General features: G+C 64.2%; 15 protein-coding genes. 6 read left to right on the top strand and 9 right to left on the bottom strand.

Features of this window, described 5'->3' with window-relative positions:
- The 3 genes from Q0L30_RS04670 to Q0L30_RS04660 all read right to left on the bottom strand — a co-directional run bounded on the left by Q0L30_RS04670 (nucleotide 1) and on the right by Q0L30_RS04660 (nucleotide 2601).
- Entirely contained in the window at nucleotides 1–219 is a 219-nt protein-coding gene (locus tag Q0L30_RS04670; RefSeq protein WP_296651827.1) for a hypothetical protein, read from the bottom strand.
- Between the two features lie 153 nt (nucleotides 220–372).
- On the bottom strand, nucleotides 373–1812 hold the full coding sequence (locus Q0L30_RS04665) for a lactate utilization protein B (protein WP_296651825.1): 1440 nt from the start codon (nucleotides 1810–1812) through the stop codon (nucleotides 373–375).
- Nucleotides 1813–1878: 66 nt separating this feature from the next.
- Entirely contained in the window at nucleotides 1879–2601 is a 723-nt protein-coding gene (locus tag Q0L30_RS04660; RefSeq protein WP_296651822.1) for a (Fe-S)-binding protein, read from the bottom strand.
- Between the two features lie 177 nt (nucleotides 2602–2778).
- Between Q0L30_RS04660 and Q0L30_RS04655 the strand changes: the two genes are divergently transcribed.
- A complete protein-coding gene (locus Q0L30_RS04655) occupies nucleotides 2779–3585 on the top strand; it encodes an IclR family transcriptional regulator (protein ID WP_296651820.1) in 807 nt (268 codons plus the stop codon).
- 102 nt (nucleotides 3586–3687) lie between these two features.
- Here Q0L30_RS04655 and pbpG read toward each other — a convergent pair whose 3' ends face one another.
- Nucleotides 3688–4917, bottom strand: a complete 1230-nt coding sequence (gene pbpG, locus Q0L30_RS04650) for a D-alanyl-D-alanine endopeptidase (RefSeq protein ID WP_296651815.1) — start codon at nucleotides 4915–4917, stop codon at nucleotides 3688–3690.
- Nucleotides 4918–5590: 673 nt separating this feature from the next.
- Between pbpG and Q0L30_RS04645 the strand changes: the two genes are divergently transcribed.
- The gene (locus Q0L30_RS04645; RefSeq protein WP_296651812.1) at nucleotides 5591–6163 is read left to right on the top strand and encodes a phasin family protein; all 573 of its coding nucleotides are present in this window, start codon (nucleotides 5591–5593) and stop codon (nucleotides 6161–6163) included.
- 246 nt (nucleotides 6164–6409) lie between these two features.
- Here Q0L30_RS04645 and lpdA read toward each other — a convergent pair whose 3' ends face one another.
- The 4 genes from lpdA to Q0L30_RS04625 all read right to left on the bottom strand — a co-directional run bounded on the left by lpdA (nucleotide 6410) and on the right by Q0L30_RS04625 (nucleotide 13168).
- On the bottom strand, nucleotides 6410–8191 hold the full coding sequence (lpdA, locus tag Q0L30_RS04640; protein ID WP_296651810.1) for a dihydrolipoyl dehydrogenase: 1782 nt from the start codon (nucleotides 8189–8191) through the stop codon (nucleotides 6410–6412).
- 106 nt (nucleotides 8192–8297) lie between these two features.
- The gene (aceF, locus tag Q0L30_RS04635; RefSeq protein ID WP_296651807.1) at nucleotides 8298–10001 is read right to left on the bottom strand and encodes a dihydrolipoyllysine-residue acetyltransferase; all 1704 of its coding nucleotides are present in this window, start codon (nucleotides 9999–10001) and stop codon (nucleotides 8298–8300) included.
- 80 nt (nucleotides 10002–10081) lie between these two features.
- Entirely contained in the window at nucleotides 10082–12778 is a 2697-nt protein-coding gene (aceE, locus tag Q0L30_RS04630) for a pyruvate dehydrogenase (acetyl-transferring), homodimeric type (RefSeq protein WP_293042315.1), read from the bottom strand.
- A 150-nt stretch (nucleotides 12779–12928) separates the two neighbouring features.
- Nucleotides 12929–13168, bottom strand: a complete 240-nt coding sequence (locus Q0L30_RS04625; RefSeq protein ID WP_296651865.1) for a hypothetical protein — start codon at nucleotides 13166–13168, stop codon at nucleotides 12929–12931.
- Here Q0L30_RS04625 and fixL point away from each other — a divergent pair.
- From fixL to Q0L30_RS04605, 4 genes are all read left to right on the top strand, one after another.
- Nucleotides 13071–15596 (top strand): oxygen sensor histidine kinase FixL, encoded by a 2526-nt coding sequence (gene fixL, locus Q0L30_RS04620; RefSeq protein ID WP_296651793.1) that lies wholly within the window; start codon nucleotides 13071–13073, stop codon nucleotides 15594–15596. The genes Q0L30_RS04625 and fixL overlap by 98 nt on opposite strands.
- Nucleotides 15593–16240 (top strand): oxygen response regulator transcription factor FixJ, encoded by a 648-nt coding sequence (gene fixJ, locus Q0L30_RS04615; RefSeq protein WP_296651790.1) that lies wholly within the window; start codon nucleotides 15593–15595, stop codon nucleotides 16238–16240. The genes fixL and fixJ overlap by 4 nt, the downstream gene beginning before the upstream one ends.
- Nucleotides 16241–16510: 270 nt before the next feature.
- The gene (gene folD, locus Q0L30_RS04610; RefSeq protein WP_296651787.1) at nucleotides 16511–17368 is read left to right on the top strand and encodes a bifunctional methylenetetrahydrofolate dehydrogenase/methenyltetrahydrofolate cyclohydrolase FolD; all 858 of its coding nucleotides are present in this window, start codon (nucleotides 16511–16513) and stop codon (nucleotides 17366–17368) included.
- 345 nt (nucleotides 17369–17713) lie between these two features.
- The gene (locus Q0L30_RS04605; RefSeq protein WP_296651784.1) at nucleotides 17714–19813 is read left to right on the top strand and encodes a M3 family metallopeptidase; all 2100 of its coding nucleotides are present in this window, start codon (nucleotides 17714–17716) and stop codon (nucleotides 19811–19813) included.
- A 185-nt stretch (nucleotides 19814–19998) separates the two neighbouring features.
- Here Q0L30_RS04605 and dinB read toward each other — a convergent pair whose 3' ends face one another.
- A complete protein-coding gene (dinB, locus tag Q0L30_RS04600) occupies nucleotides 19999–21150 on the bottom strand; it encodes a DNA polymerase IV (RefSeq protein ID WP_296651861.1) in 1152 nt (383 codons plus the stop codon).
- Between the last annotated feature and the right edge of the window lie 31 nt (nucleotides 21151–21181).

The following is a 21181-nucleotide window of genomic DNA, read 5'->3' as shown; positions in this document are numbered from 1 at the left end:
CTACGGCCGCAACGCCGCGCCGGTGCGCACGACTGCAACCGATTCGGCCCCATCACTGCTGACGTAGCCATACGACACGGCACGCGAAAGTTCGGCGCTCAGTTGGCTCACGGCGAGCGGCGTCTGCTGTTGGGCCGCTTGCCATGCGTGAATCCATGCGATTGCCACGAACGGCACGATGACGGCCAGTGGCCAGTACGCCGATATTTTCTTTCTCATGATGCGGATCTCTCCCGGCTGGGCGATCAGCGCAGGACGCACTATCGCCAGCCGAAATAGTATAGATTTCCGCAATCATGAAAAACCGGCTCGCGCCGAACACACTGTTTCCTCCAACTACACAGTGCGCCCGGGAAGCCTGGGCACGCCTGCTCAGCTCGCGTTCGATCGGCGGCCAGTCGTATCGAGATGGGTGTGCCGTGCAGCGTACAGTTCGCGGAACGTCCGACCGACCGGCGCCGGCATGTCGCGGCCATCGGTCCAGCCGTGCGCGAACGGCAGCTTGCGGATCAGCCGCGCCTGCCCGCCCATGCGCTCCAGCACGCGCACGCCAAGCTTCGTCAAGAGCGCGTACGCCCGCGGATGCAGCGCCAGCCAGCCCCAGAGCGCCAGCGCCGCGCGCTCGCGCCACGGCCGCAGGTGCCGCTCCACCTGTTTCTCGCGCAGCTTGCGCAGCAGGTCGGAGATGGGAATCCCGACCGGGCAGACGCTGTTGCATTCGCCGCACAGCGTGGCGGCCTGCGGCAGATCGAGCGCCTGGTCGACGCCGACGTAGCTCGGCGTCAGCACCGAGCCCATCGGCCCCGGATAGACCCAGCCGTAAGCGTGCCCGCCCACCTTCTGATAGACCGGGCAGTGATTCATGCACGCGCCGCAGCGGATACAGCGCAGCATCTCCTGGAATTCCCCGCCGATCAGCCCGGTGCGGCCGCCGTCGACGAGCACGACGTACATATGCTCCGGACCGTCCTGGTCGTCCTTGCCGCGCGGCCCGGTCAGCAAGGAAAAGTAGTTCGAGATCGCCTGCCCGGTTGCCGAGCGCGGCAACAGACGCATGGCCGTCGCCAGATCCTCGAGCGTCGGCAGCACTTTTTCGATGCCGGTCACCGCGACGTGCACGCGCGGCATCACCGTGCACATGCCCTCGTTGCCCTCGTTCGTGACGAGCACGACCGAGCCCGTCTGCGCGATAAGAAAGTTGCCGCCCGTCACGCCCATGTCCGCCGAGAGGAAATGCGGGCGCAGCATCTCGCGCGCCTCGCGCGTCATGTCGGGGATTTCGGTGAGGCGCGGCTTGTGGTGCGTCTTCGCGAAGAGATCGGCGATCTCGTCCTTGTCCTTGTGGACGACCGGCGCAATGATGTGGCTCGGCGGCTCGTTGCCGTTGATCTGGAGAATGTACTCGCCGAGATCGGTCTCGACCGACTGGACACCCATCTCTTCGAGCACCGTGTTCAGCCGCATCTCCTCGGACACCATCGACTTCGTCTTGATGACCTTGCGCACGTTGTGCCGGCGCGCGATATCGGCGACGAGCTTCGCCGCATCGCGTGCCGTCTCGGCATAGAGCACCGTGACACCGCGGCGCGTCGCCTCGGTCTCGAACTGCTCCAGCCAGACATCGAGATTGTCCAGCGCACGGTTGCGGCGCGCCTTGAGCGCCGTGCGCGTCGCCTCGAAGTCGATGGCGGTGATCGCCTGCGCGCGCGCCGACACGAACTTCGTCGAGAGTTTTGTGAGGTTCTGCTGGAGACGCTGGTCAGCGAGCTTCTGACCGGCGCGCGCCTTGAAGTGCATCGACTGGACTTGCATGGGCTGGGATCCTGGCGGTGGAGCGGGACGGAAGCGGCGGAAGCGAACGAAGCGATCGGCGGCGCGTCAGGCGTCGCCCGCCAGCACCTGGGCGACGTGCAGCACGCGCGTCGCGCTGTCGCCGGTGCGGCGCAAGCGCCCTTCGATGTTGAGCATGCAGCCGAGGTCGCCGAGCACCACCGCGCCCGTGCCGCTCGCTTGCACGTTCGCGCACTTTTCGTCGGCGATGGCGGTCGAGATCGCTCCGTACTTCACCGCAAAGGTCCCGCCAAAGCCGCAGCAGTGCTCGCAACCCGTCATCTCGCGCACTTCGACGCCGCGTTGCGCGAGCAGCGCGCGCGGCTGCTCCTTCACGCCGAGCTCGCGCAGGCCGGAGCAGCAATCGTGATACGTGACCGGCCCGGCGAATTCGCCCGCCGGCAGCGACACTTTCACGACGTTGACGAGGAAATCGGTCAGTTCGTAGACCCGCTCGCGCAGCTTGCCGTAGCGGCCCATGAGTTCGGGGTCGTCGCGAAACAGGTCGCCGTAATGCACGCGGATCATGCCGCCGCACGAACCCGACGGCACCACCACGTAGTCGAACTGCTCGAATTCGCGCAGCGTTTTTTCCGCGAGATCGCGTGCGAGCGCGCGCTCGCCGGAGTTGTACGCGGGCTGTCCGCAGCAGGTCTGGGCAGGCGGCACGATCACTTCGCAGCCGGCCTGCTCCAGGAGCTTGAGCGCCGAAAACCCGATCTCGGGACGCATCGTGTCGATCAGACAGGTGACGAACAAACCGACTCGCATGGAAGCTCCTCCGTTAAACCGTCCCCGATTATCCGACGTTTCGCGCACATGACCAACGCGTCATTTCCCGAGGTCCGGGGTGATGCGTTGCAGCGCGTATGTCGGATGGACGCTGTCTTTTTTCACAATACGATATACAATGCCCTCTCCGCTTCACGCGACTACCGAATACGAACTATGAGCGAAAGTGGCAACACGCCCGATCAGAAGACCTCCATTCAGGTAATCGAGCGGATGATGCGCCTGCTCGACGCGCTCGCCTCGCACAGCGACCCGGTCAGCCTCAAGGAGCTCGCAAAGCGCACGGAACTCCATCCGTCCACCGCGCACCGCATCCTCAACGACATGGTGAGCTGCCGGCTCGTCGACCGTTCCGACCCCGGCACCTATCGGCTCGGCATGCGCCTGCTCGAACTCGGCAATCTCGTCAAGGCGCGTCTATCGGTACGCGACGCCGCCCTCATGCCCATGCGCGAACTGCATCGCCTCACCGGCCAGACGGTCAACCTGTCGGTGCGCCAGGGCGACGAGATCGTCTATATCGAGCGCGCCTACTCGGAGCGCTCGGGCATGCAGGTGGTGCGGGCAATCGGTGGGCGCGCGCCGCTGCATCTCACGTCAGTCGGCAAGCTCTTTCTCGCCGCCGACGAAGCGAACCGCGTGCGCGCCTACGCCACGCGTACCGGCCTCTCGGGCCACACGCGCAACAGCATCACCGACCTGAGCCGCCTCGAGCGCGAACTCGCGTACGTGCGTCAGCAGTCATGCGCGCGCGACAACGAGGAGCTGGAACTGGGCGTGCGCTGCATCGCAGCCGGCATCTACGACGATACCGGCAAGCTGGTTGCGGGGCTCTCACTGTCGGCGCCCGCCGACCGTCTGCAGGACTCGTGGCTCGGTCAGCTCAGCAAGACCGCGCTCGTCATTTCCGAATCGCTCGGTTACCGTCCCGAGCCCGCCGACGGCAGCCCGCAGCCCGCGTAAGCACGATTTTGTGCGGCTTTGCGCGGCTTTCCGAATACCGGCCAGACAAAGAAAAAGCCCTGCAATTGCAGGGCTTTTCGCTTTGGCACACTGTCTCTACGATCAGGTTCCCGCGCCGCTCGCGTCCGCGCTCGTGATGTGCGGCTGCTGATCGGCGCCGCCGTTGTCAAGCCATGCGCGCACGCGCACCGCGTCGGCAAAGCGCGAGTATTTGCCGCTCGAATCGAGCAGCACCATGATCACCGGACGGTTGTGAATCGTCGCCTGCATGACGAGGCACTCGCCCGCTTCGTTGATGAACCCGGTCTTCTGCAGGCCGATGTCCCACGACGAATTGGCACTGCGGATCAGCGCGTTCGTGCTGTTGTAGGCGATGTTGCGCTTGCCCGTGAACACTTCGTAGCTGTGGTCCGTCGAGAACTTGCGGATCAGCGGATATTGATACGCCGCGTTGACCATCTTCGCGAGATCGCGCCCGCTCGACACGTTCTGGCTGGACAGGCCCGTCGAATTCTCGAAGTGCGTATCGGTCATGCCGAGCTGCTTCGCCTTCGCGTTCATCGCCGCGATAAACGCCGGGCGGCCACCCGGGTAGTAGCGCGAGAGCGCGGCCGCAGCGCGGTTCTCCGACGCCATCAGCGCGATGTGCAGCATGTCCTCGCGCGAGAGCACCGAGCCCACCGAGAGGCGCGAACCGGTGTTCTTCTCGAAGTCGCGATCCTGGTCGGTCACTTCGATCTGCTCGGTGAGCGATTCCTTCGAGTCGAGCACGACCATCGCGGTCATCAGCTTCGAAATCGAGGCGATCGGCACGACGGAATGCGAATTCTTGTCGAAGAGCGGCTCAAGCGTGTTCTGGTCGACCACGTAGGCAACGCCCGAGCGCAGCATCAGCGCGTCGCCCGATTCGTGCAGGCCGAATGCCTGGCTGTTGCGCGGCTCGAACGCGACGCGGCGCACCGCCGTGTGGTGGTGACCGTTCATCCGGTAGCTCACGCGCCGTTTCTTCACAACCGGGCGTGCATCGTGCTCGGTGGCCGCGGCAGTGCGCGTGGCTTTCGCCGGAGTCTGCGAGACCTTCGCCGGCGCCGGCGCGGCTTTTGCCGGAGTCTGCGAGGCCTCGGCAGGCGCCGCCTTCGTGACCTTGCGAGTGGCCTTTTTCGCCTTTTTCGCCTTCGTCGTCTTGGCCGGGGCTGCATCTTGCGTTGCAGCGAAGGCGTTAACGGGCGCGGCGAACGTCGCACTGATGGCTACGGAGACAGCCACCGACAGCGCGGTGCTGAGCAACGCACCGTGCATCAGTCTGAACGACAGGGGTTTGTCGGATTTCATTGGTGTTCTGGATGGAGCGGCGGGACTTTCGCCAAGTGTAGTAAAACCACGAAAAATTCGCAAATTGAAGCACTTACCGGCGCTCATTAAACCGAAGTATGACCTCCGATTGAAGCAGTCGACAGGCTCCAGATATCCGATGGAAATCAGCAATCGAGACGCTCGGCCCTCCCCTCCGACACGGCACCGCATTCGTCTGCATGACGTTTACGGCACAAGCAGGGCCAAACTTGATGCTGGGGAAAATACCGGGGAACGAACGCGTCCACAGTGCGCATTCGACTGCGATGGCTCTTTAACGTTCCATCTCGAATTTAGTGGACGCAACTCATGCAATCCCGTATCTGCCCGTAGTAATTCTGACATGTGCATCGGATAGAGCAAGTGCATCTTGCCAGATACAGTGCGGCTTTGCCTTGAGCGAGCAACAGGATTACCGCCCAAGTCTCGCGAAGCGCAGCGATACAGCCCTAATCACGCTGCATAAGTAGTTGTTTAATAAGAGAGTATGCGCATTGTGCGACGCACAAATAATCCTTGACTTTCTGACGGGCCATCCTAAAATCATTGTCAATGCTGCGACGCACAAAGTGCGCGGCAGAGTCCCCGAAGTCTTGCCATTTACTTACACGGACCGCATCAGACGGCCCGTCATCCATCCAGGAGCGTAAACATGAGTCTGCTGACCCCTGAGCAATTCGCCGCTGCCCAGAAGGCCAATCTCGAAACCCTCTTCGGTTTGACCGGCAAGGCTTTCGAGGGCGTGGAAAAAATCGTCGAATTGAATCTTCAGGCTGTCCGCTCGAATCTCGCGGAATCGCAGGAGCACGCACAACGCGCGCTGTCGGCCAAGGACGCGCAGGAGTTCCTCGCCCTGCAAACGAGCTACGCCCAGCCGTTGACCGAGAAGCTGCTCTCGTACGGCCGTCACGTGTATGAGATCGCGTCGGCTACGCAAGCCGAATTCGCGAAGGTCGCCGAAGCGCACTATGAAGAGCAGAGCCGCAAGGTGCAGTCGCTCGTCGACAACGTCGCGAAGAACGCACCGGCCGGTTCGGAAACGGCCGTCGCCGTGATCAAGTCGGCGATCAACGCCGCGAACACGACGTACGAAACGGTTCAGAAGGCCACGAAGCAAGCGGTCGAAATGGCCGAAAGCAACTTCAACGCCGCCACGGCTGCGGCGAGCAAGGCTGCTGCACAAGCTTCGCGTTCGGCTGCCGCTACGGCCAAGAAGCCTGCCTGATACCTCGCACCTCGCTGGTACGCGGCGCCTGGCGCGGAAGGTACAAGGGAGCGCAAGCGACGTGACGCTCCCGTCGCGCCTGAATCGACGCTCCGGCATGCCCGAACGGTGTGCCGCTTGCCCGGTCTGTCCTGACCGGGAATTTTTTCTCTCCGGCCTGTACCGCTGAATCCATGAAAAACGGCGCACCCCTCGCGGGGTGCGCCGTTTCTGTTTGCCTGAAGCGAACACCGCGCTTCAGGTCGCTTACTTCTTCTTTTGCGGCGGCAAATCCGTGCAAACGCCTTCGTACAGTTCGGCGGCCATGCCGATCGATTCGCCGAGCGTCGGGTGCGGGTGAATCGTCCTGCCGATATCGGTTGCGTCTGCACCCATCTCGACCGCAAGACAGACCTCGCTGATGAGGTCGCCCGCGTTCAGGCCGACGATGCCGCCGCCGATCACGCGATGCGTCTCTTCGTCGAAGATCAGCTTCGTAAAGCCCTCGTCGCGGCCGTTGGCGATCGCGCGGCCCGATGCGGCCCACGGGAACACCGCCTTGCCGTACTTGATGCCCTCGGCCTTGCACTGGTCTTCGGTCTTGCCGGCCCACGCCACTTCCGGATCGGTATAGGCCACCGAAGGAATCTGCAGCGCGTCGAAGTACGCCTTCTCGCCGTGCGCCGCCTCGGCCGCCACGTGGCCTTCATGCACGGCCTTGTGCGCGAGCATCGGCTGGCCGATCACGTCGCCGATCGCGAAGATGTGCGGCACGTTGGTGCGCATCTGCTTGTCGACGTCGATGAAGCCACGCTCGGTCACCGCGACACCGGCCTTGTCCGCGCCGATCCTCTTGCCATTGGGCGAACGGCCCACGGCAACCAGCACGAGATCGTAGCGCTGCGCGCCACCCGCGGGCGCCTGCTCGCCTTCGAACGTGACGTAAATGCCGTCTTCCTTCGCTTCGGCCTTCGTCGTCTTCGTCTTGAGCATGACGTTCGCGAAGCGCTTCGCGTTGTACTTTTCCCAGACCTTCACGAGATCGCGGTCCGCACCGGCCATCAGGCCGTCGAGCATTTCCACGACATCGATCTGCGCGCCGAGCGTCGAATAGACCGTCGCCATTTCGAGGCCGATAATGCCACCGCCGATCACCAGCATTTTCTGCGGGATCTGGCGCAGTTCGAGCGCGCCGGTCGAATCGACCACACGCGGGTCTTCAGGCATGAACGGCAGCTTCACGGCCTGTGAACCGGCGGCGATGATCGCCTGGGCGAACTTCACGACCTTCTTGCCGCCCTCGCCCACCACTTCCATATGGTGCGGATCGACGAAGGTGCCGACGCCGGTCACGACCTCGACCTTGCGCAGCTTCGCCATGCCGGCGAGACCGCTCGTGAGCTTCTTGACGACGCCCGACTTGAAGTCGCGCAGCTTGTCGAGATCGACTTGCGGCTTGCCGAACGTGATGCCGTGCGCGGCCAGTGCTTCGGCCTCCTCGACAACCAGCGCGGTGTGCAGCAGCGCCTTCGACGGAATGCAGCCGACGTTCAGGCACACGCCGCCGAGCGTCGAATAACGCTCGACGAGCACGGTCTTCATGCCGAGATCGGCCGAGCGGAACGCAGCCGAGTAGCCGCCGGGGCCTGCGCCCAGCACGAGCATGTCGCACTCGATATCGACGGCGCCGCTATAGCTGCCGGCCTGCGGCGCGGGCGCTGCGGCCTGCGGCGCCGGTGCAGGTGCCGCGGCCTTGGACGCTTCGGCCTTCGGTGCCGGTGCGCTTGCCGGTGCGGCGGCAGCCGCCGCCGCCGACACTTCGACCAGCGCGATCACGGTGCCCTGCGCAACCTTGTCGCCCGGCTTGAGCTTCACTTCCTTGACGGTGCCCGCAACATCGCTCGGCACTTCCATCGTGGCCTTGTCCGATTCGAGCGCGAGCAGCGCCTGTTCTTTTTCGATGACGTCGCCGGCCTTGATGTTGACCTCGATGACATCGACCTCCTTGAAGTCACCGATGTCCGGCACTTTCACTTCGACGAGACTCATGGTGTCCCCTTGTCAACCGGAGCCGGCGCCGAGGCGCGGACTCCGGTCCCATGCAATAAGGTTGCTGTGGAGCGATCGCCCGCCGCCGCGCGGCGGCGGGCGCCGATCAGAGAATGACGCGGCGGAAATCGCCGAGAATCGAAGCGAGATACGCATTGAAGCGCGCCGCTTCGGCCCCGTCGATCACGCGGTGGTCGTATGAGAGCGACAGCGGCAGCGTGAGACGCGGCACGAACATCTCGCCGTCCCACACCGGCTTCATCTGGCCGCGCGACAACCCGAGGATCGCCACTTCCGGCGCATTGATGATCGGCGTGAAGTGCGTGCCGCCGATACCGCCGAGCGACGAGATCGAGAAGCAGCCGCCCTGCATCTGTTCGGGCTTGAGCTTGCCTTCGCGCGCGAGCTTCGACAGCTCGGCCATTTCCTTAGCGATGTCGACGAGTCCCTTCTTGTCCGCGTCGCGGATCACCGGAACGACGAGGCCGTTCGGCGTGTCGGCGGCGAAACCCACGTGGTAGTACTGCTTGAAGACGAGATTGTCGCCGTCGAGGCTGGCATTGAAGGTCGGGAACTTCTTCAGTGCCGCGACGCAGGCCTTGATGACGAAGGCGAGCATCGTGAACTTCACGCCCGCCTTCTCGTTTTCCTTGTTCAGTTGCACGCGCAACGCTTCGAGGTCGGTGATGTCCGCTTCGTCGTTGTTCGTGACGTGCGGAATCATGACCCAGTTGCGATGCAGGTTCGCGCCCGAGATCTTCTTGATGCGCGACAGCGGCTTCGGATCGACCGGACCGAACTTCGTGAAATCGATCTTCGGCCACGGCAGCAGATTCAGTTCTCCGCCCGTGCCGCCAGCCGGTGCAGCCGCGCCGGCGGGCGCTGCCAGCGCACCCGTCATCACGCCCTTCACAAATGCGGTGATGTCGTCCTGGGTGATACGGCCCTTCGGGCCCGTGCCCGCGACGCGGGCAACGTCGACGCCCAGTTCGCGCGCGAACTTGCGCACGGACGGCGATGCGTGGCTCGAACGGCGCGTGCCGTCGCCTGCCGGCATGATCGGCGCCTGCGCGAGCGCCGACGGGGCGGCGGGCGCGGGTTGTGCCGCTGCGGGCGCCGGGGCGTCCGACGGCACTTCGACCGGATGCTTCGGCGCGGGCGCGGCAGCGCTCGCGGCTGCACCTTCGGCCTCGATCACGAAGATTTCGGTGCCTTCGGAAACCGTGTCGCCGACCTTGACCAGGATGGCCTTGACGACGCCGGCTGCCGGGCTCGGCACGTCCATGGTCGCCTTGTCCGACTCCAGCGTGACGAGCGACTGCTCCTTCTCGACGCGCTCGCCGATCTTCACGGCGATTTCGATGACGGGCACGTTCTTGTAGTCGCCGATATCGGGGACCTTCACCGACTGCACGCCACCACCTGCGGCTGCGGGCGCGGCCTGCTGTGCGGGTGCGGCAGCGGGTGCCGCAGCCGGTGCGCTCGCAACGTTCTTCTCTGCGGCAGCGGCAGGTGCAGCAGGTGCAGCAGGTGCAGCAGGTGCAGCAGGTGCGGCAGCGGGTGCGGCGGCAGCGCCGTCCAGCACGAGCACGAGCGTGCCTTCGGACACGTTGTCGCCCACCTTGAGCTTCACTTCCTTGACCGTGCCCGACGCGGGGCTCGGCACGTCCATGGTGGCCTTGTCCGACTCCAGCGTGACGAGCGACTGCTCTTTTTCGACGGTATCGCCCGCCTTGACCAGCACCTCGATCACAGGAATGTCCTTGTAATCGCCGATGTCCGGCACTTTTACTTCGATCGCTTGACTCATTGTTGTGTCTCCGGGGCTGCATGCGCGCCGCGCCCGCTTTAGGCGGGCGCAGCGCACATGCGACGCACAGGGGTGATGCGTTAGACGGTCATCGGGTTGGGTTTGGACGGATCGAGGTTGTACTTCGCAAGGGCGTCAGCGACGACCTTGCGCTCGATCTTGCCTTCGTCCGCGAGCGCGTTGAGCGCCGCAACCGTCGTCCAGTAACGATCGATTTCGAAGAAATGACGCAGCTTGGCGCGCGTGTCCGAGCGGCCGAAACCGTCGGTGCCGAGCACCGTGAACTTGCGCGGAACAAGGCCGCGGATCTGGTCGACGAGCGCACGCACATAGTCGGTCGATGCGATCACCGGACCTTGCGTGTCCTTGAGCAGCTTCTCGACGTGCGATTCGCGACGCGGCTCGGCCGGATGCAGCAGGTTCCAGCGCTCCACTTCGTGGCCTTCGCGCGCGAGCTGCGTGAAGCTCGGCACGCTCCAGAGGTCGGCTTCGACGCCCCAGTCGTTCTTCAGCAGGTCGGCGGCGGCGATCACTTCGTTGAAGATCGTGCCCGCGCCCATCAGCTGCACGCGCGGCGCCGTGGCGCTTTCGGCGCCCTTGCGGAACGAGTACATGCCCTTGATGATGTCGGCCGCCACGTGCTCGCCCTGCGGCATCGCCGGGTGCTCGTAGTTCTCGTTCATCAGGGTGACGTAATAGAACACGTCTTCCTGTTCCTGGATCATGCGGCGCAGACCGTCTTGCATGATGACCGCGACTTCATAGCTGAACGTCGGGTCGTAGCTCACGCAGTTCGGCACCGACGCGGCCCACATGAGCGAGTGGCCGTCTTCGTGCTGCAGGCCTTCGCCGTTGAGGGTCGTGCGGCCAGCCGTGCCGCCCATCAGGAAGCCGCGCGAACGCATGTCGCCCGCGGCCCACGCCAGATCGCCGATGCGCTGGAAGCCGAACATCGAATAGAAGGCGTAGAACGGCACCATGATCTCGCCGTGCGTCGAGTACGACGTCGCCGCTGCGATCCAGTCCGCCATGCCGCCCGCTTCGTTGATGCCTTCCTGCAGGATCTGGCCGGTCTGCGATTCCTTGTAGAACATCAGCTGGTCGGAATCTTCCGGCACGTACTTCTGGCCTTCCTGATTCCAGATGCCGATCTGGCGGAACAGACCTTCCATGCCGAACGTACGCGACTCGTCGGGCACGATCGGCACGACGCGCTTGCCGAGGGTCTTGTCCTTCAGCAGGATGTTCAGGATCCGCACGAACGCCATCGTCGTGGAGATCTCGCGGCCTTCGCCCGTGCCCTTGAGCAGCGGCTCGAACGCTTCGAGCGCCGGCACCGGCAGCGATTGCGCCTTGCGGCGGCGCGCGGGCAGGTAGCCGCCGAGCTCCTGGCGGCGCTGGCGCATGTACTCGAGTTCCTTCGAGCCTTCTTCGAACGTGAGGTACGGCACGTCGACGATCTGCTCGTCCGTGATCGGCAGACGGAACTGGTCGCGGAATTTCTTGAGCTGATCCACCTGCATCTTCTTTTGCTGGTGGGTGATGTTCATGGCCTGGCCGGCTTCGCCCATGCCGTAGCCCTTGATCGTCTTCGCGAGAATGACGGTCGGCTGGCCCTTGGCGTTGCTCGCCTGCTGGAACGCCGCGTAGATCTTGTGCGGGTCGTGGCCGCCGCGGTTCAGGTTCCAGATGTCGTCATCGGACCAGTCCGCGACGAGCGCCTTCAGCTCGGGCGAATTGAAGAAGTGCTCGCGCACGTAGGCGCCCGATTCCGACTTGTACGTCTGGTATTCGCCGTCGACGACTTCCATCATGCGGCGCATCAGCGCGCCCGATTTATCGCGCGCGAAGAGCGCGTCCCAGCGGCTGCCCCAGATGACCTTGATGACGTTCCAGCCGGCGCCGCGGAACTCGCTTTCGAGTTCCTGGATGATCTTGCCGTTGCCGCGCACCGGACCGTCGAGACGCTGCAGGTTGCAGTTGATGACGAACACGAGGTTGTCGAGCCGCTCGCGACCGGCCATGCCGATTGCGCCGAGCGATTCCGGCTCGTCCGTTTCGCCGTCGCCGAGGAAGGCCCAGACCTTGCGGCCCTCGGTCTTCGCGATGCCGCGCGAATGCAGGTACTTCATGAAGCGTGCCTGATAGATCGCCATGATCGGGCCGAGGCCCATCGAGACGGTCGGGAACTGCCAGAAGTCCGGCATCAGCCACGGGTGCGGATACGACGAGATGCCCTCGCCGCCCACTTCCTGGCGGAAATTGTCGAGCTGCTTCTCGCTCAGGCGGCCCAGCAGGAACGCGCGCGAGTAGACACCCGGCGACGAATGGCCCTGCACGAAAACGAGGTCGCCGCCGTGCTCGGGCGACGGCGCGCGCCAGAAGTGGTTGTAGCCGACGTCGTAAAGCGTCGCGGCCGAGGCGAACGAAGCGATGTGGCCGCCGACGTTCGTGTGCTTGCCCGCGCGCAGCACCATCGCCATGGCGTTCCAGCGGGTGTACGAGCGGATGCGGTGTTCGATGTCCTGGTCGCCGGGGTTCTTGGCCTGGTTGGCGACCGGAATGGTATTGATGTACGGCGTGTTCGCCGAGAACGGCAGATGTTCGCCATGCACGCGGGCGAATTCGATCTGCTTTTCGATCAGATAGTGGGCGCGGTCGGGGCCGACTGCCGAAATGACGCCGTCCAGTGCCTCCAGCCATTCGGCGGTTTCCTGGGGATCTTCGTCCTTCTCGGCGGCTACGTACTTCAGGACTTCGTCGGGTACAGCGGACATGCTCGTCTCCTGATCTGGGGAACGCTGTTGATCGGGCCATGCGGGCGGCAGCTTCGGGACGAGCCGGGGCCAGCCGCAGCAGCTTCCAGGCGATTGTAATGACCCCCGTCGACCTCGCGCAACAAAATTTTCGAATTGCGAGATGTGATTTTATAATGTGGAAAATTGTTGCGATGCACGCTGAATCGTTCGCGCCCCTTCGGCGATATCGGTCAGTTTGCGCCGGTTTATCTGCGATTTGCCGCTTTTTTCATGGCATTTCAGTGTCTTACGCTGCGCTACAATCCTTGCCATGTTGACCGATCGGCTTTTCGCACGTTCGGCGCGGCCGCCCGGTTCGCCCGGCGACTCCTCGCCGTCTCGCTGGCACCACGGACCCTGGTGGTCCAATTCCTATTTGCTCACGCCGCTCCTGTCGATCCTCGTGTTTCTGGTCGTCATGAGCCTGATCCTGTGGAGCCTGAACCGGCGCGAACAGCAGCAGCAGGAAGACACGCTCTACCGCAACGTCGCGTGGGCCCAGCAGCAGATCCGCCTCTCCATGACGGGAGCGCAGGAGCAGCTTCAGGCGCTCGCGCGCGACATCGCGGCCGGGCACGCCGATCCCCAGTCGTTTCAGGTGTCCACCACGGACATCATGCAGGGTCATCCCGAGATCCTCTATCTGAACTGGTATACGAGCACGCAGCAGCCGCGCTGGCCGAATACGGCCATGCCGGTGTTCGGCCAGCGTCTCGCCAAGCCCACCGATTCGCAGATGGACGAAGCGGTCAAGGCCGCCTTCGCCGAGGCGCGCGCGACGCGCCGCCAGGTGTATTCGCCGCTCATTTACGACGATCTCGGCAACGGCTACATCACCCTTCAAACGCCTGTATACCGCGATCGGGAATTTCTCGGCTCGATCGCGGCCGTGTTCTCGGTCGAAGGGATCCTGAAACACGACATCCCGCCCGAGCTGTCGGCCAAGTACAAGATCTCGATTCTCGACGCGAACGGCTCAAACGACCGCGAACTCGCGACGACCTCGACGCGGCCCCGCCTGCCGCGCGACGTCTACTACGACCTGCCGCTCGATCCGCCTGGCCAGGGCCTGTCGGTGCGCGTGTACTCGTATCCGCAGATGACCAACTTCACGAACAACACGCTCGTGTGGCTGGTCGCGGGTCTGTCGTGCTTCGTGCTGTGGAGCCTCTGGAGCCTGTGGAAGCACACGCGCCAGCGTTTCGAGGCGCAGCAGGCGCTCTACGCGGAAGCGTTCTTCCGGCGCGCGATGGAGAACTCGGTGCTGATCGGCATGCGCGTGCTCGACATGCATGGGCGCATCACACACGTGAATCCGGCGTTCTGCCGCATGACCGGCTGGGACGAAAGCGACCTCGTCGGCAAGAACGCACCGTTCCCGTACTGGCCGCGCGACACCTACCCCGAAATGCAGCGCCAGCTCGACATGACGCTGCGCGGCAAGGCGCCGTCGTCGGGGTTCGAGCTGCGCGTGCGCCGCAAGGACGGCTCGCAGTTCCATGCACGGCTTTATGTCTCGCCGCTCATCGACAGCTCGGGCCGCCAGACCGGCTGGATGTCGTCGATGACCGACATCACCGAGCCGAGACGCGCGCGCGAGGAACTCGCCGCCGCGCACGAACGCTTCACGACCGTGCTGGAGAGCCTCGACGCCGCCGTGTCCGTGCTCGCCGCCGACGAAGCCGAACTGCTGTTTGCAAACCGCTACTATCGTCACCTCTTCGGCATCCGGCCGGACGGCCACCTGGAACTGGCGGGCGGCGGCGGGTTCGATTCGGCGAATGCGTCGTCGGACTCGATCGACATGGTCGACGCGTTCGCGGGCCTGCCCGCCACGGCGCTGACCGAGAGCACCGCCGACGCGCAGGAGGTGTACGTCGAGAGCATCCAGAAGTGGTTCGAGGTGCGGCGCCAGTACATCCAGTGGGTGGACGGCCACCTCGCGCAGATGCAGATCGCGACCGATATCACCACGCGCAAGCAGGCCCAGGAACTCGCGCGGCAGCAAGACGAGAAGCTGCAGTTCACGAGCCGCCTGATGACGATGGGCGAAATGGCGTCGTCGCTCGCGCACGAACTGAACCAGCCGCTCGCCGCGATCAATAACTACGCGTCGGGCACCGTCGCGCTCGTCAAGTCGGGCCGCGCCGCGCCCGATAACCTGCTGCCCGTGCTCGAAAAAACCGCCCAGCAGGCAGTGCGCGCGGGCATGATCATCAAGCGCATCCGCGAATTCGTGAAGCGCTCCGAGCCGAAGCGGCAGGCCACGCGCGTGGCCGACATCGTCGCCGACGCCGTAGGCCTCGCCGAACTCGAAGCGCGCAAGCGCCGCATCCGAATCGTGACCGACATGCGCTCGCGCATGCCCGTGATCTACGTCGATCCGGTGCTGATCGAGCAGGTGCTCGTCAATCTATTGAAGAACGCTGCCGAAGCGATGTCCGAAGCCCGTCCGAACGCCATGGATCCGCTGATCCGCGTGATCGTGAAGCGCGATGGCGGCCACGTGTGCATCAGCGTCGTGGACCAGGGTCCGGGCGTGGACGAAGCCACGGCCGAACGCCTCTTCGAACCGTTCTACAGCACCAAGTCCGACGGCATGGGCATGGGGCTGAACATTTGCCGTTCGATCATCGAATCGCACCGCGGGCGCCTGTGGGTCGTCAATAACATAGAAGCCGACGGCCGCATCAGCGGCGCCACGTTCCATTGCAGTCTGCCGATTGGCGAACCGGACACACCGTCTCGCGACGGCGCCGACGAGCCGACTCCATCCACCGTTACGGGAGAGCCATGAACAGCCCAGTCACCACCCAGGAAACCGTCTTTGTTGTCGACGATGATGAGGCAGTACGAGATTCCTTGCGCTGGCTGCTCGAAGCGAACGGCTACCGGGTGCAGTGCTTCCTGAGCGCCGAAGAGTTCCTCGAAGCGTATCAGCCGGCCCAGCACGCCGGGCAGATCGCCTGCCTGATTCTGGACGTCCGGATGTCGGGCATGAGCGGGCTCGAATTGCAGGAACGCCTGATCGCCGAAAACGCTTCGCTGCCGATCATCTTCGTGACCGGCCACGGCGACGTGCCGATGGCCGTCTCGACGATGAAGAAAGGCGCGATGGACTTCATCGAAAAGCCGTTCGACGAAGCCGAACTGCGCAAGCTGGTCGAGCGCATGCTCGACAAGGCGCGCAGCGAGAGCACCAACGTACAGCAGCAGCGCGCCACCGCCGAGCGCCTCGGCAAGCTGACCGCACGCGAGCACCAGGTGCTCGAACGCATCATCGCGGGCCGCCTGAACAAGCAGATCGCAGACGATCTCGGCATCAGCATCAAGACCGTCGAAGCGCACCGCGCGAACATCATGGAAAAGCTGAACGTCAACACGGTCGCCGACCTGCTGCGTCTCGCGCTCTCCAACAAGCCGAACCAGCCGCAAGCGTAAGCGTTCGTCAGCGCCCTCAAGCGCCCTCAAGCGCTCGCCCTGCCCGATGCCGCTGTGCGCGCCGCCTGCCCAATCGGGCAGGCGGGTTCGCGCGGCACGCGCCATCGCCGCACATCGCCGCACATCGCTGCGGATCGGCGCGCCATCCCAGGCACGCCAAAGCGCGTGCGCCGCGACGGTATAATGTGACGCTTCGCAACAAGCGCGCCCGGCTCGCGCCGGGCGCGCTTTCCATTGCCCCCGCACTGCCCACTCTCATCTCGACCGACCATGACAGCCACCCTCATCGACGGCAACGCCCTGTCCAAGCAACTGCGCGCCGACGTCGCCACGCGCGCCGCCGCCCTCACCGCCCGCGGCCATCAACCGGGCCTTGCCGTCGTCCTGGTCGGCGACAATCCGGCAAGCGAAGTCTACGTGCGCAACAAGGTGAAGGCCTGCGAGGACAACGGCCTTTATTCGTCGTACGACCGCTATCCGGCCACGCTCTCCGAAGCCGCCCTGCTCAAGCGCATCGACGAGCTGAACAACGATCCGAAGATCCACGGCATTCTCGTGCAGTTGCCGGTGCCGAAGCACATCGACAGTCACAAGGTGATCGAGGCGATTGCGCCCGAGAAGGATGTGGACGGCTTTCACGTCTCCAACGCCGGCGCGCTGATGACGGGCCAGCCGCTCTTTCGCCCGTGCACGCCCTATGGCGTGATGAAAATGTGCGAGGCGTACGGCATCCCGCTCGCGGGCGCCAACGCGGTCGTGATCGGCCGCTCGAACATCGTCGGCAAGCCGATGGCGATGCTGCTGCTCGAAGCAGGCGCAACGGTCACGATCTGCCATAGCAAGACGCGCGATCTCGCCGCGCACACGCGCACGGCGGATATCGTCGTGGCGGCCGTGGGCAAGCGCAACATCCTCACCGCCGACATGGTGAAGCCGGGCGTGACGGTGATCGACGTCGGCATGAACCGCGACGACAACGGCAAGCTGTGCGGCGACGTCGACTTCGCCGGGCTCAAGGAAGTGGCCGGTCACATCACGCCGGTGCCTGGCGGCGTCGGCCCGATGACGATCACGATGCTGCTCGTCAACACGATCGAAGCGGCCGAGCGCGCCGCCGCGAACGCATAACGCCTTTCATTGCGCCTTTCATAACGTACCTTTCAGTTGGGTGGCCCGCGTCGCAGCGATTGCACGCGGCCAACGAGAAGCGGCCTTGCTTCGAAGGCCGCTTTTTTGCGTCCGCTCCCCGCGCGGTGCCAGGCGGTGCATCGCTTCGTACATCGCTCAGCAGCCGCATCGCGTGAAGCACCGTTTCGCCATCGCATCCCGACATCTGTTAATTTTGCAGACATCGCCCGGTTGGAAAGTGCGCACCGCGCCCCAATAACTCATGCATCGGGGTGCGCGCCGCGTGCACATTCGTCGGCCGGACACCCTCCCTCGAACCGCGACAGACAGGACACAGGACGCATCATGGCTACTTCTTCCTCCGATAATCCGCTGCTCGATTTCACCGGCCTGCCGCGCTTTGGCGAAATTCGCCCCGAACATGTGACGCCCGCACTCGACGTGCTGCTCGCCGACGCGAGCGCCGCAGTCGAGCGCGCAGCCCAGCCGATGACGCCCGCGCAATGGAGCGACGTGGTCGAACCGGTCGAGCGCGCCACCGAGCCGCTCTCGCGCGCATGGAGCGTGGTCGGGCATCTGAACGCCGTCGCCGATACGCCGGAATTGCGCGCCGTCTACGGCGAGAACCTGCCGCGCGTGACCGAGTTCTGGTCGAGCGTCGGCCAGAATCTCGCGCTCTACGAGAAGTACAAGGCGATCGCCACGCACAACACGTTTGCGTTGCTTTCGGGCGAGCGCAAGAAGATCCTCGACAATGCGCTGCGCGACTTCCGCCTGTCCGGCGCCGAGTTGCCCGAAGAACAGAAACCGCGTTTCGCCGAACTGCAGGAGCGCCAGGCGGCGCTCTCGAAGGCGTTCTCCGATCACGTGCTCGACGCGACCAACGGCTACGCGTTCTACGCGACAAGCGAAGCCGATCTGGCCGGACTGCCCGACGATGTGATCGCGGCGGCACACGAAGCCGCCGAGCGAGAAAACAAGGAAGGCTGGAAGTTCACGCTGCATTTCCCGTCGTATTTTCCGGTGCTGCAATATTCGGAAAACCGCGCGATGCGCGAGACGATGTACCGCGCGTACGTCACGCGCGCCTCGGAACTCGGCCCGGAATACGGCGGCGGCAATGCGGACTGGGACAACACGGCAATCGTCGACGAGCAATTGAAGCTGCGCGCCGAAGAAGCGAAGATGCTCGGCTACGACAACTTCGCCGAAGTCTCGCTCACGCCGAAGATGGCCGAGTCGCCGCAACAGGTGATGAGCTTCCTCGAAGACCTCGCGACGCGCGCACGCCCGCACGCCGAAAAGGACTGGCAGGAACTGCGCGAATTCGCCGCGAGCGAGCTGGGTCTTACGCAGATCGAGCCGTGGGACATGGCGTTCGCTGCCGAGCGTCTGCGCCAGAAACGCTACTCGTTCTCCGAGAACGAGGTGAAGCAGTACTTCCCCGAAGACTTCGTCCTGCAAGGCCTGTTCAAGGTCACCGAAACGCTGTTCGGCGTGCGCATCCGCAACGACAGCGCGCCCGTGTGGCACCCGGATGTGCGCTTTTTCCGCGTCGAAAACACCGATGGCACGCTCGTCGCGCAGTTCTATCTCGACCTCTATGCGCGCGAGGGCAAGCGCGGCGGCGCGTGGATGGACGACGCGCGCTCGCGCCGCAAGCTCGAAGGCAATGCCGTGCAGACGCCGGTTGCGTACCTCACCTGCAACTTCTCGGCGCCGGTCGGCGGCAAGCCCGCGTGCTTCACGCACGACGAAGTCATCACGCTGTTCCATGAGTTCGGTCACGGCCTACATCACATGCTCACGCGCGTGGACGAGCTGGCCGTGTCGGGCATCAATGGCGTCGAATGGGATGCCGTCGAATTGCCCTCGCAGTTCATGGAGAACTTCTGCTGGGAGTGGGACGTGCTGTGCGAAATGAGTTCGCACGTCGATACCGCAAAGCCGCTGCCGCGCGAACTGTTCGACAAGATGCTGGCTGCGAAGAACTTCCAGAGCGGCCTCGCCACGCTGCGCCAGATCGTGTTCTCGATGTTCGACATGGCATTGCATGTCGACTTCGAAGCCTCCGCAGGCAAGAGCGCGAACGACCTCGCGCGCGAAATCAACGCGCGCTATCACGTCATTCCGCAGGCCGCGTTCTCGCGCTGGCCGAACACGTTCAGCCATATCTTCGCGGGCGGCTACGCGGCGGGCTACTACAGCTACAAGTGGGCTGAAGTGCTCTCCGCCGATGCCTACGCCGCTTTTGAAGAAGCGGCGCAGGCGGCAAAGTCGAGCGTGCTCGATGTGGCCACCGGCACGCGCTATCGTCAGGAAATTCTGGAGGTAGGCGGCAGCCGCCCGGCGATGGAATCGTTCAAGGCGTTCCGCGGACGCGAGCCGCGCATCGACGCGCTGCTGCGTCACAACGGCATGGAAGAGCCGCCGGCGCAGCAGTAAGGCTGGCGCCGGGTCGCACCGAAACGAGCCGCGCACGGGAGCGATCCCGTGCGCGGTTTTTTATTGCCTGCACGGCTCGTGCGATGCACGCCTGAACGCGCTGCTTTTCGATAGATATCCGAGCTGCTTCGCAGCGCGATATCGATGAGCGAATTCACAATGACCGCTTGCCGCCAGTGCCCCTTCTACGCGTCGGGTGTGAGGGGGCTGTCGCTGGGGTTTTCGTCTGGATCTTCGTCAAAGAGCGCAAATTGGCCGCGCAGCGCGGCATTTTCCTCTTCGAGCCGCACGCCCACACCGAGCAGACGCACGGCTTGCTTGCGCCGCGCAAGGCCCTTTTCGAGCATGGCGAGGAAGGTCGGCAGGCTGGTTGCGTCACCGACACACTCGACCGTCGTGCGCTGAAAATTCGCGAAGCGGATCTTCACGAACAGCTTGCGCACCGCATGCGCGCAACCCGCGCGCTCGATGCGCGCATCGAGTTGTGCGGCGAGCGGCTCAAGCGCTTCGCAGCATGCTTCGAGCGTGAGCAGATCGTTGACGTAAGTCGTCTCGACGCTCACCGACTTGCGCTCCTGATCCGCGCGCACGGGCCGCTCGTCGATACCGCGCGACAGTTCGTATAGCCGCTTGCCGAACACGCCGAACTGGCGATGCAGATCGATCAGCGACCACGTGCGCAACTGCGCGCACGTCGTGAGCCCGAGCTTTTCGAGCTTCGCGGCCGTCACCTTGCCGACGCCGTGAATCTTGCGCACCGGCAACGCCGCCACGAACGCATCGACTTCGTGCGGGCGCACGACGCAAAGGCCATCGGGCTTGTTCCAGTCCGAGGCGATCTTCGCGATGAACTTGCTCGGCCCGACGCCCGCCGAAACCGTGACGCCCACCGTCGCGCGCACGCGCTCACGAATTTCCTGTGCGATCAGCGTGGCGCTGCCCTTGCAGCGCGTGGCGTGCGTCACGTCGAGATAGGCCTCGTCGAGCGAGAGCGGCTCCACATCGGGTGTGTAATCGCGATAAATCGCCATGATCTGACGCGACGCGATGCGGTACTTTTCCATCGCCGTCGGCAGAATCAGCAGATCCGGGCACTTGCGCATGGCGAGCGCCGACGACATCGCCGAATGAACGCCGAAGCGCCGCGCCTCGTAATTGCAGGTCGCAATGACGCCACGCTGGTCGGGCCGCCCGCCGACGGCAAGCGGACGCCCGCGCAACGACGGATCGTCGCGCATTTCGACCGATGCGTAGAAACAGTCGCAGTCGCAGTGAATGATCTTGCGAGTAGCGCTGTTTGCGTCTGGCTTCGACGAGGCGGAAGATGGCGCGTTCAAAGTGACACCACTGTACAAAAATACAGTGTTC

It is taken from the genome of Paraburkholderia sp., assembly GCF_024281035.1.
GTDB lineage: Bacteria > Pseudomonadota > Gammaproteobacteria > Burkholderiales > Burkholderiaceae > Paraburkholderia.
The sequence above is the reverse complement of the archived record's forward strand: the minus strand, read 5'-3'. Positions and strand labels throughout refer to the sequence as shown.